The sequence below is a fragment of the Pseudooceanicola algae genome, assembly GCF_003590145.2.
In the GTDB taxonomy this organism is placed as follows: domain Bacteria; phylum Pseudomonadota; class Alphaproteobacteria; order Rhodobacterales; family Rhodobacteraceae; genus Pseudooceanicola; species Pseudooceanicola algae.
The window spans coordinates 45,928-62,173 of record NZ_CP060436.1; the positions used below are offsets into that span (position 1 = coordinate 45,928).

At 66.3% G+C, this 16,246-nt stretch carries 19 protein-coding genes; 11 read left to right on the forward strand and 8 right to left on the reverse strand.

Translation table 11 applies throughout. The features are described 5' to 3' along the window. The first annotated feature begins 53 nt into the window (after window positions 1-53). Both PSAL_RS00165 and PSAL_RS00170 read left to right on the forward strand, forming a co-directional pair. Window positions 54-509 carry a hypothetical protein gene (locus tag PSAL_RS00165; RefSeq protein WP_119839188.1) on the forward strand — a complete coding sequence of 152 codons (456 nt, stop codon included), beginning with the start codon at window positions 54-56 and terminating at the stop codon, window positions 507-509. Between the two features lie 69 nt (window positions 510-578). Further along, window positions 579-818, forward strand: coding sequence for an Lrp/AsnC ligand binding domain-containing protein (locus tag PSAL_RS00170; RefSeq protein WP_119839187.1), 240 nt, complete (start codon window positions 579-581; stop codon window positions 816-818). On the opposite strand, the gene PSAL_RS00175 is transcribed toward PSAL_RS00170, so the two are convergent. From PSAL_RS00175 to PSAL_RS00200, 6 genes are all read right to left on the reverse strand, one after another. Then, complete coding sequence (locus PSAL_RS00175) at window positions 805-1,653, reverse strand: alpha/beta fold hydrolase (protein WP_119839186.1); 849 nt, start codon at window positions 1,651-1,653, stop codon at window positions 805-807. The two genes, PSAL_RS00170 and PSAL_RS00175, sit on opposite strands and share 14 nt — an antisense overlap. After that, window positions 1,650-2,717 carry a branched-chain amino acid ABC transporter permease gene (locus PSAL_RS00180; RefSeq protein ID WP_119839185.1) on the reverse strand — a complete coding sequence of 356 codons (1,068 nt, stop codon included), beginning with the start codon at window positions 2,715-2,717 and terminating at the stop codon, window positions 1,650-1,652. The genes PSAL_RS00175 and PSAL_RS00180 overlap by 4 nt, the downstream gene beginning before the upstream one ends. A gap of 1 nt (window position 2,718) precedes the next feature. After that, window positions 2,719-3,702 carry a branched-chain amino acid ABC transporter permease gene (locus tag PSAL_RS00185; protein ID WP_231388559.1) on the reverse strand — a complete coding sequence of 328 codons (984 nt, stop codon included), beginning with the start codon at window positions 3,700-3,702 and terminating at the stop codon, window positions 2,719-2,721. 11 nt (window positions 3,703-3,713) lie between these two features. Further along, complete coding sequence (locus PSAL_RS00190) at window positions 3,714-4,418, reverse strand: ABC transporter ATP-binding protein (RefSeq protein ID WP_119839183.1); 705 nt, start codon at window positions 4,416-4,418, stop codon at window positions 3,714-3,716. Further along, window positions 4,415-5,194 carry an ABC transporter ATP-binding protein gene (locus PSAL_RS00195; RefSeq protein WP_119839182.1) on the reverse strand — a complete coding sequence of 260 codons (780 nt, stop codon included), beginning with the start codon at window positions 5,192-5,194 and terminating at the stop codon, window positions 4,415-4,417. Before PSAL_RS00195 ends, PSAL_RS00190 begins: the two co-directional genes overlap by 4 nt. Window positions 5,195-5,276: 82 nt before the next feature. Continuing rightward, a complete protein-coding gene (locus tag PSAL_RS00200; RefSeq protein WP_119839181.1) occupies window positions 5,277-6,479 on the reverse strand; it encodes a substrate-binding domain-containing protein in 1,203 nt (400 codons plus the stop codon). A 137-nt stretch (window positions 6,480-6,616) separates the two neighbouring features. Here PSAL_RS00200 and PSAL_RS00205 point away from each other — a divergent pair, with 137 nt between their 5' ends. Continuing rightward, a complete protein-coding gene (locus tag PSAL_RS00205; protein ID WP_119839180.1) occupies window positions 6,617-7,207 on the forward strand; it encodes a helix-turn-helix transcriptional regulator in 591 nt (196 codons plus the stop codon). A gap of 72 nt (window positions 7,208-7,279) precedes the next feature. On the opposite strand, the gene PSAL_RS00210 is transcribed toward PSAL_RS00205, so the two are convergent. Beyond that, a complete protein-coding gene (locus PSAL_RS00210) occupies window positions 7,280-7,588 on the reverse strand; it encodes a DUF2218 domain-containing protein (protein WP_119839179.1) in 309 nt (102 codons plus the stop codon). Between the two features lie 154 nt (window positions 7,589-7,742). Between PSAL_RS00210 and PSAL_RS00215 the strand changes: the two genes are divergently transcribed. The 8 genes from PSAL_RS00215 to PSAL_RS00250 all read left to right on the forward strand — a co-directional run bounded on the left by PSAL_RS00215 (window position 7,743) and on the right by PSAL_RS00250 (window position 14,613). Continuing rightward, complete coding sequence (locus tag PSAL_RS00215; protein ID WP_119839178.1) at window positions 7,743-8,690, forward strand: siderophore ABC transporter substrate-binding protein; 948 nt, start codon at window positions 7,743-7,745, stop codon at window positions 8,688-8,690. Between the two features lie 4 nt (window positions 8,691-8,694). Then, complete coding sequence (locus PSAL_RS00220; protein ID WP_231388560.1) at window positions 8,695-9,672, forward strand: ABC transporter permease; 978 nt, start codon at window positions 8,695-8,697, stop codon at window positions 9,670-9,672. Further along, window positions 9,665-10,630, forward strand: a complete 966-nt coding sequence (locus PSAL_RS00225) for an iron chelate uptake ABC transporter family permease subunit (RefSeq protein WP_119839177.1) — start codon at window positions 9,665-9,667, stop codon at window positions 10,628-10,630. The genes PSAL_RS00220 and PSAL_RS00225 overlap by 8 nt, the downstream gene beginning before the upstream one ends. Beyond that, entirely contained in the window at window positions 10,627-11,379 is a 753-nt protein-coding gene (locus tag PSAL_RS00230; RefSeq protein WP_119839176.1) for an iron ABC transporter ATP-binding protein, read from the forward strand. Before PSAL_RS00225 ends, PSAL_RS00230 begins: the two co-directional genes overlap by 4 nt. Before the next feature lie 296 nt (window positions 11,380-11,675). Next, on the forward strand, window positions 11,676-12,806 hold the full coding sequence (locus PSAL_RS00235) for a MotA/TolQ/ExbB proton channel family protein (RefSeq protein ID WP_231388561.1): 1,131 nt from the start codon (window positions 11,676-11,678) through the stop codon (window positions 12,804-12,806). Window positions 12,807-12,827: 21 nt separating this feature from the next. After that, complete coding sequence (locus PSAL_RS00240) at window positions 12,828-13,208, forward strand: ExbD/TolR family protein (protein ID WP_119839175.1); 381 nt, start codon at window positions 12,828-12,830, stop codon at window positions 13,206-13,208. A 2-nt stretch (window positions 13,209-13,210) separates the two neighbouring features. Beyond that, window positions 13,211-13,603 (forward strand): ExbD/TolR family protein, encoded by a 393-nt coding sequence (locus PSAL_RS00245; RefSeq protein ID WP_119839174.1) that lies wholly within the window; start codon window positions 13,211-13,213, stop codon window positions 13,601-13,603. Further along, window positions 13,600-14,613: an energy transducer TonB family protein gene (locus PSAL_RS00250; protein ID WP_119839173.1), complete on the forward strand. Its 1,014-nt coding sequence runs from the start codon at window positions 13,600-13,602 to the stop codon at window positions 14,611-14,613. The genes PSAL_RS00245 and PSAL_RS00250 overlap by 4 nt, the downstream gene beginning before the upstream one ends. Before the next feature lie 113 nt (window positions 14,614-14,726). Here PSAL_RS00250 and cls read toward each other — a convergent pair whose 3' ends face one another. After that, window positions 14,727-16,181: a cardiolipin synthase gene (gene cls / locus PSAL_RS00255; RefSeq protein ID WP_119839172.1), complete on the reverse strand. Its 1,455-nt coding sequence runs from the start codon at window positions 16,179-16,181 to the stop codon at window positions 14,727-14,729. Window positions 16,182-16,246: the final 65 nt, after the last annotated feature.

Genomic DNA, 16,246 nt, shown 5'->3' on the forward strand with positions numbered 1-16,246 from the left:
CCCGGTCCCCCGCGCGCGGCGCGTTTCAAATACAATGACAGAGGAGGTCACCCATGCCTCACGATCACCACCACCACCATGCTCATGGTCCTGACGCCCATGATCACGCCCATCCGCACCCCCATGACCACAACCATGGGCCGGAGGCCGACCACCTGCATTCGCACATGCACACCCATGACGATGCGGCGGATCTTCAGGTGCTGACGGCGCAGTTCATCGACGGCTTCGTGACGGCGGCGGACAAGGCCAGCTATCTCAAGCTGGCCGGTGTGCCACTGGAACGCCCCGGCAAGGGCGGCGACAAGGCGCTGAAGCTGGTGGATGTGGAGCTCAAGACCGAATGGCAGGTCGGCACCGCCAGCCCGTCCTTCGGGTCGCGCGAACTCAGCTATCTGCCGTTTCCCGGCCAGATGGTGACCGAGCGGACCAACATGGCGCTTGTCTATGTCTCGATGGACGAAAAGCAGCTGTGGGATATCCGTGACTTCCTGAAGGACCGGCTTTAGACCTTGGCCTGAATTGATATCCGGTTCCGGGCACGCTCCGGGGCCGGGTCAGGCTGAAAGGACGCGCTGATGACCACCCCGCTTTTCGTGCAGGTCCGCTGCAAACCCGGCACCACATATGACGTGGCCGGCCAGATCAACCTACGGGAATTCCATTCCGAGCTTTACTCGACCTCGGGCGAATTCGATCTGCTGGTCAAGATCTATCCGCCCGAAGGGCGCGACATCGGTCATTTCGTCGACGAAAGCTTTGGCGGCATCGAGGGCATCGAACGCACCCTGACCACGCTGACCTTCAAGGCGTTCTGAACGCCGTCAGGATTTCGCGCAGCAGGGCGATGTCCTCGGCCCGGCTCAGGGTCGGGGCATGGCCGCAGCCGGGGATCTCGGTCAGGACAGGGCGCGGGCCGCTGCGCGTCATGCGCGCCGCGATCTCGGGCGTCAGCAGGTCCGAATCCGCCCCCCGGATCAGGTGGCAAGGCGTGGTGATCCGCTCCCAGCGATCCCAGCAGGTCAGCTCCTCGGGCCAGCAGGTGAATTGCTGTATGATGGCCGGATCATAGTGCAGCGTCAGGCTGCCGTCCGCCTGCCGCCGGGTCGAGGTCAGCGCCATGCGCCGCCAGAAGGCATCGCTTGCCTCACCGAAGGGCTGATAGGTGCGGCGCAACCAGGCCTCGGCCTGCGCGATGGTGTCGAAACGCGGCAGGTCGCCGACGTAGTCGAGGATACGCTGCACCGCCGCCTCGGGCAGTTCGGGTCCGATATCGTTCAGGATCAGCCCGCGCAGCCGGTCACCCTGTGGGCCGGAGGCAAGGCGCATCCCGATCATCCCGCCCATCGAGGTGCCCAGCCAGTCGGCCTTCTGCACCCCGTAGTGGTCCAGCAGATCCGTGGCGATCCCGGTGTAACAGGTGATGGAGTATTCCGCCTCAGGGGCAACGGCCCAGCTGGACAGGCCCCGCCCCGGGGTATCGGGACACAGGACGAAATGGTCCCGCGCCATGGCAGCGGCCAGTTCGTCGAAATCCCGCCCCGTGCGCGCCAGCCCGTGCCACATCACCAGGGCGGGGGCGGCGGGGTCGCCCCATTCGGTCACATGGATCTCGTGATCCATGACCGGCACCAGGGCCCGACGCGGCGTCATGACCGCGTGCCCTTCTGCATGGCGGTACCGGCGATGCCACGGGGGAAGAAGTAGACCAGCAGGATGAACAGGATACCCAGCCACAGCAGCCAGCGGTCCGGGTTCAGCAGGTCGGGCAGCAGGGGCAGGGCGCTGACCGCCTCGGCCGCCGCGCCCATCAGGTCGCGCAGGTAATATTGCGCCACCACCAGAAGCACCGCCCCGATGACCGGCCCCAGCATCGTGCCCATGCCGCCGATCACCACCATCAGCAGGATGTCGATCATGATGTCGAAGCTCAGCACCGTCTCCGGCCCGGTGTATTTCAGCCAGACCGCGTAGATCGTCCCGGCGAGCGAGGCGATCACCGCCGAGATGCAGAAGACGAAGGTGCGATAGGCCACGACGCGATAACCGATGGCCTCCGCCCGGGCCTCGTTCTCGCGGATCGCCTTCAGTACCGTGCCGAAGGGCGAGGCGACCAGCCGCAGCATGGCCCAGAACAGCAGCGCGGCCCCGCAGAAGACAAAGTAATAGGCGGCGATCTTGCCGTTCATCCGCACGCCCCAAAGCTGCGCGACCCGGCCATCCGCATCGGTCCAGAGCTTGGTCGCCGGTTTGAACAGGTCCGGCGCGCTATAGGTGATGCCGTCCTCGCCCCCGGTCAGATGCGACAGTTGCGAGGCCAGCACCAGCGCGACCGAGGCCGCCGCCAGTGTGATCATGGCAAAGAAGATCGCCTTCACCCGCAGGCTCAGCAGGCCGATGCCGGCGGCCACGACCAACGACAGCGCCGCACCTGCGCCCGCGCCGAGCAGGATCGGGGTCCAGCCCGGGCCCATCTGTCGCAGCAGGATCGCCGCGCCGTAAGCGCCGAAGCCGAAGAACATCGTATGGGCAAAGCTGACGATGCCGGTATAGCCGATCAGCAGGTCATAGCTGCCCACCAGCACGATGAAGATGCAGATCCGCGCCGCCACCTGAATGCTGCGCACGTCCTGAAACAGGAAGGGCGCGAACAGCAGGGCCGCCCATATCGCCAGCACGGTCAGTTTGACGGTCCATGTTCCGTAGGTCTGTTTCATGTCATTTCACCGCCGGGCGCAGGCCCGAAGGCCGCCACATCAGGATCGCGATCATCAGGATCATGTTTGACGCCAGCGCCAGCTTGGGCGCCAGGAAGCCGACGTAATTGGCCACCAGCCCCACCATCAGCGCGCCCAGCAGGGTGCCTTCGATGGACCCGAGGCCGCCGATGATGACGACGATGAAGACCACGATCATCATTTCTCCGCCAAGGGCCGGGGTGATCAGCGTCTGGTAGCCCGCCCACATGGCCCCGCCGAGCGCCGCCAGCGCCGAGCCAAGCATGAAGACCCCGACGAACAGGCGGTCGACCCGGAACCCCAGCGCCTCGACCATCTCGCGGTTCTCGACGCCGGCCCGGATCAGCAGACCCAGCCGCGTGCGGTTCAGACCCCAGTAGAGCCCGGCAAAGACGATGCCGCCCAGCACGAAGGCGAAGGCGCGGTAGATCTCGATCGAGATATCGCCGATGATCCAGGCCCCTTCGAGGAAAGCGGGGCGCGGAACGGTGATCGGCGTGCCACCCCAGATCGCGAGGATCAGCTCTTCGGCGACGATCAGCGCGCCCATGGTGATCAGGATCTGGCGCAGGTGGTCGCGGTAGACCGGCTTGATGATGACCTTTTCAAAGAACAGCCCCGCCGCGAGGCCAAAGGCGAGGGCGGCTGAAAACGCCAGCACCAGGGCGGCAATGTTGAGCAGGACCGAAGGCGATCCCAGCCAGCCGCCAAGCGAGGCCAGCACGCTGGCCGCCACGAAGGCGCCGAAGCTGACAAAGGCCGAATGGCCGAAGTTCAGCACATCCATCAACCCGAAGACCAGGCTCAGCCCGCTGGCCATCAGGAAGACCATCATCCCCATGGCCAGCCCCGCCACGGTCAGTGTCACCCAGCTGGAGGGCGCCCCGATCAGCCCGAAGGCCAGGGCCGCCACGACCAGCGGCAGCAGGTTCACCCCGCCAAAACGTTCAAGCGTTGCGGTCATTCTTGTTCCCCTCATGCGGACAGGCTCAGCAGCTGGTCCTGAAGCGTCTGGTCGGCGGCGAAATCCGCCATGGTACCGCGATGGACGATGCGCCCGTCGTCGATCACGGCCATGTCGCGGCCCAACCGGCGGGCAAAGTGAAAATTCTGCTCGACCAGCAGGATGGTCGTCTCGGCGCTGATCTCGGCAAAGGCGCCGGCCATGGCATCGACGATGGCGGGGGCCAGCCCCTTTGTCGGCTCGTCGATCAGGATCAGGTCGCGTTTCTCGATGATGGCGCGGGCAACGGACAGCATTTGTTTCTGTCCTCCCGACAGGCTGCCCGCGGGCTTGTCCCAGAACCGTTCGAGTGCCGGAAAGATCCCATAGACGAAATCCAGCCGCCCCTTGTCGAAGCGGCCGTCGCGGGTGGCGAGCACCATGTTCTCCTCGACCGTCAGACCACCGAAGATGCCCATGTTCTCGGGGACATAGGCGATGCCGAGGCGGGCGATGTCGGCAGTGTGCAACCCGGTGATGTCCTGTCCGCGAAACCGGACCGAGCCGGGCGTCGGGGACCACAGCCCCATGATCGACCGCAGGGTGGTGGTCTTGCCCGCCCCGTTGCGCCCCAGCAGGACAAAGACGCCGCCTTCGGGCACATCGAAGGTCACGTCGTGCAGCACATGGTACTGGCCGATGTCGGTCTTCATTCCTGTGAGGGACAGCAGGCTCATGCGACCTCCTCGGTTGCGGAGCCAAGGTAGACTTCGCGCACCACGTCGCTGGACATGACCGTATCGGGGTCGCCATCGGCCACCAGCGCGCCGTTGTGCAACACGATGATCCGGTCCGCGAGGCTGCGCACGACGCTCATCTTGTGTTCGACCAGCAGCACGGTCTTGCTCGGGTCGGCCTTGATCCCGGCGATCAGGTCAAGGACGCCGGGCGCGTGATCAAGGCTCATCCCGGCGGTGGGTTCGTCGAACATGTAGATATCGGGCTCCATCGCCATCAGCAGGGCGACCTCGAGCTTGCGCTGGTCGCCATGGGGCAGGTTGGCCGCCAGGTCATGGGCCCTCGCCCCCAGCTTGGCGGCTTCGAGGTAATGTTCGGCCTTTTCGGTCAGGGCGCGGTAGTGGTGCACCGGGCGGAAGATCCGCCAACCCATGTGCGCCCGGGCCTGTACCGCAAGGCGGATGTTTTCCAGCACCGTGAGGGCGGGAAACAGGTTGGTCAGCTGAAAGGCGCGGCCGATCCCATGATGCGCCCGGGCCGAGGGTGCCATGCGTGTCAGGTCCTGACCGCCTTTCAGCACCTTGCCCGAGGTGGCGGGCAACTGGCCGGAGATCAGGTTGAAATAGGTCGTCTTGCCGGCGCCATTGGGGCCGACGATCACCGTCAGCTCTCCGGCATGGAAATCGCAGGTGACGGCGTCGACCGCGACATGGCCGCCAAAGCGGATCGTCAGATCCTGCGTGCTGAGGGAAGGGGGGATCGTGGAAAGGGTCATTCCGGGGTCCGCTGTCAGGGGAGAGGCGGCCCCGGCGCCGCAGGGGCGGGCCGGGACCGGTTGATCGGGCAAACGCGCGGGCTCAGCGGCCCAGTGGGATGTCCATTTCCCCGGGTTCGATGATGCGGACCAGCTCGGGGATCGCCCAGTCGACATCATCGTCGACGCGGATCTTGAAGTGCACCATGCTTTGCAGCGCCTGGTGGTCTTCGGGGCGGAAGGTCATCTGCCCCTTGGGGGTGTCCCAGGACATGCCTTCCATGGTGGCGATCAGGTCCTCGGTGTCGAGGCTGGGCGAGGTTTCGATCGCCTTGGCGACGGCCAGTGCGGCGGCCATGCCCCCGGCGGTGAAGAAATCGGGCGGGGTTTCGAAGCGCGCCATATGCTGTTCGACCAGCCAGTTGTTGATCGGGTTGTCATAGGATTCGTAGTAGTAATAGACCGCGCCTTCCATGCCGGGGAACCGCTTGTAGGTCGGCAGCACCGGCAGGATATGCCCGCCCATCGAAATCTCGATCCCGTGGCGGCCCGGGTCCATCGCCTGGATCTTGCCCGGCGCGTCACCGCCCCCGGCGATGTAGACCAGGATCACCTTGCGCCCGTCGAGATCCTTCAGCGCGTTGAACATGCGTTCCGTCGCGGCGGTGAAATCGGCGGTGCCCTGGGGCACGTATTCCTCGGCCACCACGGTGGCGCCGGTGCCGTCCAGCGCGGATTTGAACGCCTCGATCCCGTCGCGGCCAAAGGCATAGTCTTCGGCCAGTGTGGCCACATGCAGCGTCTCGTCGGGGTTCAGCGCGATGGCCTGCGCCTGCATGTCCATCGAGGAATTGCGCGAGGTCTTGAAGACATAGCGGTTGCCATCCGGCCCGGTCAGGCTGTCCGCGACCGCCGGTTCGACGATCAACAGCTTTTCGTAATCCGCCGCGATCGGCAACATCCCCTTGGTCACCCCGGAAGAGGTCGCGCCGACGGCCAGCAGCACATCGTCGTCGCCATAGGCTTCTTCCAGCACCGCGCGGGCGATGTCGGGTTTGAACTGCGTGTCCTTCTCGATGATCTCGATCGGGTGACCGTTGATCATGTTGGTGCCGCCGGTGGCATATTCCAGCCCCATCTCGAAGCCGGTCTGGCTTTGCTTGGAAAAGGCTTCGAAGCTGGAACCGGAAAGCCCGTGGATCAGTGCGATGCGAATCGGATCGCCGTCCTTGATCTGGGCCCCGGCCGCGCTGGTCAGGCTGAACGCCGCCAGCGCGACGCCGAAGACGCGTGCGAATTGTCTCATGATATTCCTCCCTTGAAGGCCGCAGGACGCGCCGTTGCCGTTGGCCCGCCTGTCGTCTACCTTGTGCCCCCAAGCATCCCTGCATTCTGGTGTCAGGCAATATCGTGAAAATACGTAGGCCCGATCCGGGGGCGCCCATGGACAGCGAAACCCCTTTTGACAGCGAAGACCTGGCGGAACTGGCCTATCTGCACGCGCCCATCGGCCTTGTGGTGACCGAGAACCGGGTGATCCGTGATTGCAACTTCGCCTTTGCGCAGATGTTCGGCTATGGCCGCGACGGCCTGCGCGATCAGCTGTTCGCACGGCTCTATCCGTCGGAATCCGAGTTTGCCAATATCCGCGACCGGGGTGTCGACCAGCTTCGCGAAACCAATTCCTACTGGGATGAACGGATCATGGCGCGGCGCGATGGCACGCTGTTCTGGTGCCGGGTGCGCGGCCACAGCTTTACCCCCGAGGACCCGCTGGCCCGCGCGGTCTGGAGCTTTGCCGACCTCAGCCGCATCCGGCCCTATATTCCGTTGACCCGGCGCGAACGCGAAATCGTGTCGCTGCTGGCGGAGGGCGACACCAGCAAGGAAATCGCCATCGCGCTGGATATCTCGCACCGCACGGTCGAGGTCTATCGGGCCAAGCTGTTGAAGAAATTCGGGGTCAGCAATACCAGCGCGCTGCTGAACTGCCTCGCCGGCGTCTATCAGGACCATATCGTCGGGCGCGACTGACGCGATCGGTGCTTCTGCCCGAAAGGGCCGCGCCAGCGGAGGCGCGGCGGAATGGTGTCAGGTTGGGGGGACTCAGGCTGCGGCTTCGCCGGCGGTGCCGTCCGTCCAGTCGAGGCTGTCGAAAGGTTCACGGAAGGCAAATTTCTTCAGGTGGTCTTCGAAGACGAACTTGGCGCGTTTCATCGTCGCGTCGTCTTCGGCAGTCACGACCATGTGCAGACCGTTTTCATCCGCCTGCATCGTCGCCGGACCGGCAGGCATTGCCGCCTTGGCCGAAGTGGCGTCGTATTCCACGGGCACCTTATGTGCGAAGTGCTTGCAAAGCTGCTGAAGGTATTTCGACCCATTGGCCGTTTCCAGATACGCGCTGGCGGTGAGCATGACGCCTGTCCTTTCTCCGATTCTTTTACTAGGGTATGAGCTTGACCCCTTCTTGGCAACGGGTTAGCCCCGAGGCCAACACAGCTTGCCCGCCGGGGGCGGCCTGCGCGTCAGGCCGGTTGAACCGCCCGAAGCCAGCCCACCCGGAGTTGCCATGTTCCAGATCCCGTCCCGCGCCGTCCGCCTGATCGCCCGTCCCTCTGCCCTGCTGGCCATCGCCGCAACGCTGGGGCTGGCGCCCGTCGCCGCCATGGCCGAGCCGATTACCTTTGAAACGGCCACCGGCACGATGGAGCTGCCCGCAACACCAAAGACCGTGGTCGCCCTCGACATCGCTGCCATCGATACGCTGGCCGCCCTGGGCGAAGTGCCCGCCGGCATCGTCACGCCGCTTTATACCGATTTCCTGGAACCACAGGTGGCCGGGTCCCAAGCCGTCGGCACCCTGTTCGAGGTCGATTTCGAAAAACTCGCCATCCTGCGCCCGGACCTGATCGTCGTCGGCACCCGCGCCGCCGCCCAGTCCGATGCCCTGTCGCGGCTGGCCCCGGTGGCAGACATGTCGATCGGCAATGACGCCTACGGCGACGGGGTGGCCCGCCTTGCCGCATATGGTGGGATCTTCAACAAGCAGGACGAGGCGGCAGCGCTTCGGGCCCAGCTGGACGCAACCCTTGCCGAGACCCGTGCCGCCGTCGCGGCCCATGGCGGCAAGGCGATGATCCTGCTCAGCAATGGTCCCAAGATCTCGACCTTCGGCAAGGACAGCCGGTTCGGCTGGCTGCACCGCCGCCTCGACTGGCCCGAAGCCGTCGACGGGATCGAGACATCGAACCACGGCGAACCGGTCTCGTTCGAATATGTCGCCCAGGCCAATCCCGAGACGATCCTGGTGATCGACCGGGGCACGGCCGTGGGGGAAGGCGCGCAGAATGCGCAGGCCACGCTGGACAACGCGCTGGTCCATGGCACCACGGCCTGGGAAGAAGGCCGGGTGATCTATCTTTCGGCACCCGAAGCCTATGTGTCGGCCGGGGGCGTGCAATCCTTGATCTTCACGCTGAACCAGATCACCGAGGCCCTGACCGGGGGCGGCGCCTGACCGCATGGCGCTGCTGGGTCGCCGGATGTCGAAGCTACGCTGGGCGGGGGCGCTGACGCTGCTGTTGGTGCTGGCGCTCCTGTCGCTGTTCATCGGCGCGGTGCCGGTGACCCTGCACGATCTGCTGACCGATCCGCAGGGGCAACAACTGCTGCTGGTCAGCCGGCTGCCGCGCACCCTTGCCGCGATCCTTGCGGGCGGCGCGCTGGCCGTGTCGGGGCAGATCATGCAGATCCTTGCCCGCAACCGCTTTGTCGAGCCGATGACGGCGGGGGCGGGGCAAAGCGCGGCGCTCGGCATCCTGATCGCGGCGCTGTTCTTTCCGGCCACGGCGATCTGGGCCAAGATGGGCATTGCCGCCTGCACCACGCTGATCGGCAGCGCCGGGCTGCTGGTGCTGATCCGGTCCCTGCCGCTGACCCAGCCGCTGCTGGTGCCGCTTGTTGCGTTGGTCTACGGCGGCGTCATCGGGGCCTTCACCACCTTCTTCGCCTACCAGGGCGACATGATGCAATTCCTCGGCGCCTGGATGACCGGAGAGCTGTCGGGCGTGCTTCAGGGCCGCTACGAGCTGCTTTGGGTCGGGGCGGGCGCGGCGGCGCTGACCTGGTTCATTGCCGACCGGATCACGGTGCTGAGCCTTGGTGAAAACGCCGCCCGCGGTCTGGGGCTGAATGTCGGCGCGGTGACGGCGGCGGGGCTGGTGGCGGTGTCGCTGACCACGGCCATGGTGGTCGTGACCCTTGGCGCGATCCCCTTTGTCGGGCTGGTGGTGCCCAATATCGTGGCCCGGCGCATGGGCGACAACCTGCGCCAGGCGCTGCCGGTGGCGGCCTGGTCGGGGGCGGTGCTGGTGCTGGCGGGCGACATGCTGGGCCGGGTGATGCGCGCGCCATTCGAGATCCCGGTGGCCTCGCTGGTCGGCGTGGCCGGGGCCGGGGTCTTTCTGGTGCTGCTGTACAGCGAGCCCCGCCATGACTAGGCGGTTGTGGATCCTGACGGGGCTGCTGGTCGCGCTGTCGCTGGTCTATGTGCTGGCCGGGGCAGGGCCGGCCTGGGAATTCCTGCTGCCGTTCCGCGCGACCAAGCTGGCGGCGATGTTGCTGGTGGGGCTGTGCCTGTCGGTGGCCACGGTGCTGTTTCAGACGATCACCGCGAACCGTATCCTGACGCCGTCGGTCATGGGGTTCGATGCGCTTTACATGCTGGTGCTGACGATCATGGTGCAGCTGCTTGGGTCCTCGGGCTATGCCGGTCTGCCCACGGCGCTGATCTTTGCCATCAACGTCAGCCTGATGACCCTGCTGGGACTGGGCCTTTTCACCCTGCTGCAAAAGGGCGCGCGGGGCGACATGATGCGGCTGGTGCTGACCGGGATCATTTTCGGCGTGTTGCTGCGCTCGGTCACCGAGTTCATTCAGCGGATGATCGACCCGGCGGAATTCCAGATGGTGCAAAGCATCTCCTTCGCGCGCTTCACATCGGTTGAACCGGCGTTGCTGGCCTTTGCCGCGCTGGTGTCCCTGCCGACGGTCTGGCTGGCCTGGCGGATGCGCGCCCGCCTCGACGTGCTTGGGCTGGGCCAGGTCCCGGCCACCGGCCTTGGCGCGCGCCCGAAACAGGGGCAGGCCGTGGCGCTGATCCTGATCTGCATCCTTGTCGCCGCCGCCACGGCGCTGGTCGGGCCGATGTCGGGCATGGGCGGCGGGCCGGCCAGCTTCTTCGGGCTGATCGTCACCGCGCTGGCCCATGTCATTACCCCGACCGAGCGGCACGCCGTTCTGATCCCGTCCGCCGCGCTGATGGGCTGCATCATCCTGGTCGGCGGGCAGACCATCATGGAACGGCTGCTTGCCCTCAGCACGCCGCTGTCGGTGGTGATCGAACTGGTCGGCGGTCTTCTGTTCCTGGCGCTTCTGCTGAAAAGGAAACGCGCATGATCCGTATCCGCGACCTGCATCACCACATCGGCCGTGCCGAGATCCTGACCGGCATCGACCTTGATCTGCCAAGGGGGGGCATCACCGCGCTGGTGGGGCCGAACGGGGCGGGGAAATCCACGCTTCTGTCGCTGGTCGCGCGCTTGCAGAAGATCCAGCGCGGCACGATCCATGTAGATGACCTTGGCATCGGCAAGGCCGCCGACCGCGATCTGGCCCGGCTGCTGGCGATCATGGCGCAAAGCAACCACGTCTCGGCCCGCCTGCGCATCCGCGAGCTGGTCGGTTTCGGGCGCTACCCCTGGCACCATGGCCATCCGACGGCGAAGGATCAGCAGGTCATTGCGACCGCTCTGGATCGCTTTGGCCTGACGCCGATGGCGGATCGCTTCCTCGACGAGATCTCGGGCGGGCAACGCCAGCGGGCCTTTGTCGCCATGGCCTTTGCGCAGGATACCGACTACCTGCTGCTGGACGAGCCATTGAACAACCTCGACCTTGCCGGCGCGCGCGGGCTGATGAAGCTGCTGCGCCGCATGGCCGACGAAGATGGCAAGACCATCGTGATCGTGCTGCATGACATCAACTACGCCACGGCCTTTGCCGATCGTATCGTGGCGATGAAGGACGGGCGAATCGCCGCCCAGGGCGCGCCCGGAGAGGTTGTGACAGAACCCTTCCTGCGCGAGGTGTTCAGCTCCGATGCCCGGATATCGCACATCGACAACCGGCCCTATGTTCTGATCTGATCCGCAATCCCGCCCTCGCAGCGGAGCGCGGCGATTAATGTTGACTAGAACAGTTGGTTATCCTACCCCCTGCGGGACGCCAGCCGCCGCGTACCTGCGTACCTCCCTCGGTTTTCCCGGACGCAAAGCCAGCCTCGTCGCGAAAGTGGTTCCCTTGCGCTCCCGGACAGGCCGGGTCGAGACGTCCGGCGCCCTTTCACCCGTGTGACATTTTCGGCCGGTGGCATCGCCTTCCGGCCCACACCTGTGAGTTTCGTCGCGACCGGCGGCCATGGGATCTGACAAAGGAGTTCGACATGGCAGGCCGGCACAGCAGCACCGCGATGGGTTTCCTGACATTCGCCGCCCTGACGGCATGTCTGGCGGTCCCGGCTTTCGCGCAGAACGCGACCGCGCCGACCGATGGCTCCGGTGCCGTCACAGTCGAAAGCGCCCCCGTTATCGGCGACAGCATCGAACAGCCCTCGGCGCCCTCGGCCAGCGGCGGGACACCCGCAGCGCCTCGGACGACCGATGATGCCGCCCCCGCTGCGCCGGCTGCCAGCGACCTTCCGGCAGAGCCTTCGGCCCCGGCAAGCGGTACTGATACGCAGGCCGCGCCGGGTTCCGTCGCAGAAAATGCGACATCGGCGGAAATTGATCCCGAGACCGCTCCGGCTGATGGCGCCGCACCTGTTGCCGCAGAGGACGCCACTCCCCCGACCGAGGCGCAACCATCCGTACCGGAAGCGCCGCAAACCCTGACCGGAATGGTTTCGGATGCCTCCGATCGGGGTATGGAGTTCCTGATCAACGGCGGCCCGGCGATCTGGGCCATCGCGGCCCTGTCGGTGGTGACCGTGGCGTTGATCCTGTGGAAAGTCTGGCGCCTGGTGCTGGAAGGGGCCTGGTCGCGCCGCACCTCGCGCCGCGCCGTCGCCGCCTGGGAACAGGGCGAAGCCGCCGTGGCCATCGCCACCGTCCGCGACCGCAAGGGGGTGCGTTCCCGCATGGTCCATGCCGCGATGCGCGCCCGCCTGACTCTTGAAGAGGACGCCGCGCGCGAGGAAACCGCGCGGGTGGCCAAGCGGCTGCTTGGCGCCCAGGGGTCGGCCCTGCGGGCGCTGGAACTGATCTCGACCATCGCGCCACTGCTGGGTCTTCTGGGCACGGTCATGGGCATGATCTCGGCCTTCCAGGCCCTTCAGGCCGCAGGCTCCAACGCCGATCCCTCGCTGCTTGCCGGCGGGATCTGGGAGGCCCTGCTGACCACCGCCGCCGGCATGGCGGTGGCGATCCCGGCCTCGGCGGCACTGACCTGGTTCGAAGCCGTGGTCGAACGCCTGCGCCAGGATCTCGAGGACCTGGCGGCGCGGATCTTCATCGCCGACCTGCCGGGCGAAGGCATGGGGGCGGGCGACACCCTGTCGAAACTGGCCGCGCAATAGGCGGGGGCAGGTACCGGATAGATGAGCTTTCTTGCCACCACCCCAAGGCCGCGCCGCAAGCCGAGCCTCACGCCGATGATCGACGTGGTGTTCCTGCTGCTGGTCTTCTTCATGCTGGCCTCGCGGTTCGGCGTGGACCAGGTGTTGCCGCTGCCGCTGGCCTCTGCGGGGCAGGGCTATGAAGGGCCGCCACGACTGGTCGACATCTTGCCCGAGGGACTGCGCGTGAACGGCCGCGATATCGCTCCGGGCGCGCTGGCGACGGAGATCGGCGGGCTGACTTCCGCGCCGACCGACACGATCATCCTGCGCGGTGCCGAGGGCGCCGAACTGCAGCGCGTCGTCGATGTGGCCGCTGCCCTGCGCACGGCGGGCTATGCCAATCTCGTGCTGGTGGAGTGACCATGGCAACCGATTTTTCATCCCCCGCACGCCGACCGCAGGGCGAATCCATCGTCCCGATGATCAACGTGGTGTTCCTGCTGCTGATCTTCTTCCTGATGACTTCGCGCCTGACCCCGCCTGAACCCTTCGAGGTGGCCCCCCCCAAGGCCGCCGAAGGCGCCGAAGCCGATGAGACGGCGGTGCTGTTCGTCTCGGCCGAAGGCGAAGCGGGCTTTCGCGACCTGCGCGGCGCCGAGGCGGTCGCGGCCTATGTCGCGGACAACGACGGGCGCGAAGGCGCGCCCCAAATCCGAGCGGATGGCAAGACCGAAGCCGCCGTCGTGGCCCGTCTGCTGGGCGATCTGACAGCGGCGGGGATGCAGAACGTCGCGCTGGTGGTGGCGCCGCAATGAAACGACTTGCTGAAATCGCGGCCTTTCTGGCCCTCGCCATCGGCCTTCACGTGGCTTTCGCGATCCGCATTCCGTCGAAGGACGGCGCGGATGCAGGCGGGCAGGGCGGGGCTGCGCTGGTGACGCTGCAAGGCGCGCCTCCGGGCACGGTGGACATGGTGGAACGCTGGGAAACCCCGCCCGAGATGGTGAGCGAACCCGTGGTCGAGGAAATGGTGCAGGAGGCCGCGCTGACCCCGCCGACCCCGACCCGCCCGGTCACGCCGGTCGCCCCGCGCCCGGCCTTCCCGATGGTGACCCTGCCGGACGCGATGCCCGAAACGGCTGCCCTGCCAAAGGTTGAAACCGATGTGCCCCCGCCCCCGGAGCCTGAACCCGAGGTCGAGCCTGATCCCGAGCCAGAGCCAGAGCCAGAGGAAGTCGCCGAGCCGCTTCCAGAGCCGGAACCCGAAGTGACCCCTGAACCCGAACCCCAGGTGGCCGAAGAAGCGCCGTCGGAGATGGTGCCCGATACCTCGCGCCGTCCACAGGCGCGGCCGCGTGATTTCACGCCCAGGGTCGTCGCCCGCGAGGAGCCCCGCCCGGAAAAGGCCGAAGACGGTCCGCGCCAGCAGGCCGCCCGTGCCGGTGGCAGCGGTGGGGCGACGCAACAGGCCGCAGGCTCTGGCGGATCGCAGCAGGCGGGGCAGAACAACGGTCAGGTCCGGGCCGGTGCGGGCAAGGATGCCGCCCGGCTGGAAGCCGTCTGGGGCGGGCAGATCCGCAACCGGATCGAACGGCGCAAACGCTTTCCGGGTGGGATGCGGGGCAAGCAGGGCCGGGTGGTCGTGCGCATCACCGTGTCGCGGGACGGCAACGTGATGGGTGCCCGTGTCGTGCGTTCGTCCGGGGAGGCCGTCTTTGATCAGGAAGCGATGAAGGCGATCCAGCGGGCCGGGCGCATGCCCTCGGCGCCCGCCGGGCTGAGCCAGGCAAGTTATACCTTCACCCTGCCGATGGACTTCAGCTGAGGGTCTGTTTCAGCTGAGATTTGGCGGCGCGGGGGGCCCTTGCGCCGCGTGTGGTCAGGATCGGGCCTGCCGAAGGCCGAGGCCCCAAAGGCGGATGTTCAGAATACCGCTGTTCAGAAAACCGGGCCGAACATCGCCACCGTGTTGTGCCACAAGCGCCACCAGAAGCCCCAATGCGTGACCTCCTCGATCGTCATGACATGGGAGGCGTCGATATAGCTTTGCTGCCGGGCGCGCAGTTCGCCGGTCAGCTCGGCATCTTCGAGCAGGATGTTGTTCTCGTAGTTCAGCTCGAAACTGCGCCGGTCTAGGTTGGCCGAGCCGATCAGGGCGGCGCGCCCGTCGAAGGTCAGGCTTTTGGCGTGCAGCAGGCCCAGCGGGTATTCACAGATCTTAACGCCGGCCTTCAGCAACTCGTAGTAATAGCTGCGGCTGGCGGCGGCGACGATCCAGCTGTCGTTGCGCGCGGGCATGACCAAGGTGCAATCCACCCCGCGCCGCGCCGCGATGCAGAGCGCCGATTGCATGGCCTCGGTTGGCACGTAATAGGGCGTGGTCAGCACCAGTTCGCGGCGCGCCGCATGGATCAGCAGGTCGAAAAGTTCCGGCATGGTCTCGGCGTGGACCGTGGGGCCGGTGCCGATGACCTGCGCGAGGATGCCGCCCGTGGGGAAATCGGGCCGCGGCTGGGTCAGGATCGGACGCAGGTCGTCCTTGCGATGCGCCATCCAGTCGGAGATGAACAGCGTCTGGTTCTGCACCGCGATCGGGCCTTCGAAGCGCACCATCAGGTCGACCCAGGGGGCATATTTCGACTTTACGGCGAAAGAGGCATCGGCGCAGTTCTGGCTGCCGCAATAGGTGATGCGATTGTCGATCACCACGATCTTGCGGTGATTGCGCAGGTCGATGCGGCCCCGCACGGGATGCACCAGAGGATTGCTGACCGGCAGGGCGCGGGTCAGCTGTACCCCGGCATCCGCCATGCGCTTCCAATGGGCCGAGCGGATCAGGCGGCGCGATCCGATATCATCCGCCATGGCCCGGACGGCGACGCCGCGCCGGGCGGCGCGGATCGCAGCCTCGGCCATGCGGATGCCGCTGTTGTCGTCGAGCCAGATGTAGAACAGCAGGTGCACGTGATCTTCGGCCGCGTCGATATCGGCGGTCATGGCGTCGATGGTCGCCTCTGAATCCGCCAGCAGACGCGCCCTGTTGCCGCGCAGGGGCACCACGCCGCAGACCGCTTCGACATATTGGAACAGGTGACGCAGGTCGGGCGAGGCAAGCTCGGTCCCGGCCTCGACCTCCTTGGCCTGACGATGCGCCCCGGCGCGCATGTCCGACTGGATCTGGCGATAGCGCGCCGCACGGCGTCGCCCGATATTGGTTTCCCCGAACAGCAGGTAGCCCAGCATGCCCAGGGCCGGCAGCGCCAGCATGACCAGTACCCAGGCCACGCGGGACGAAGGCGCGCGCCCCGGCCGGATCAGCGCCCGGATCAGGAAATACCCCTGCGCCAGCAGGTAGCAGACCGCAAAGACCGCTCCGAAGGGAAAGGATTCCATTGTCTTTTACTCCGGGGTTCAGACGTTGCGTTACCTCTAGCCGCTTGGGGCGGCCCAAAGAAGAC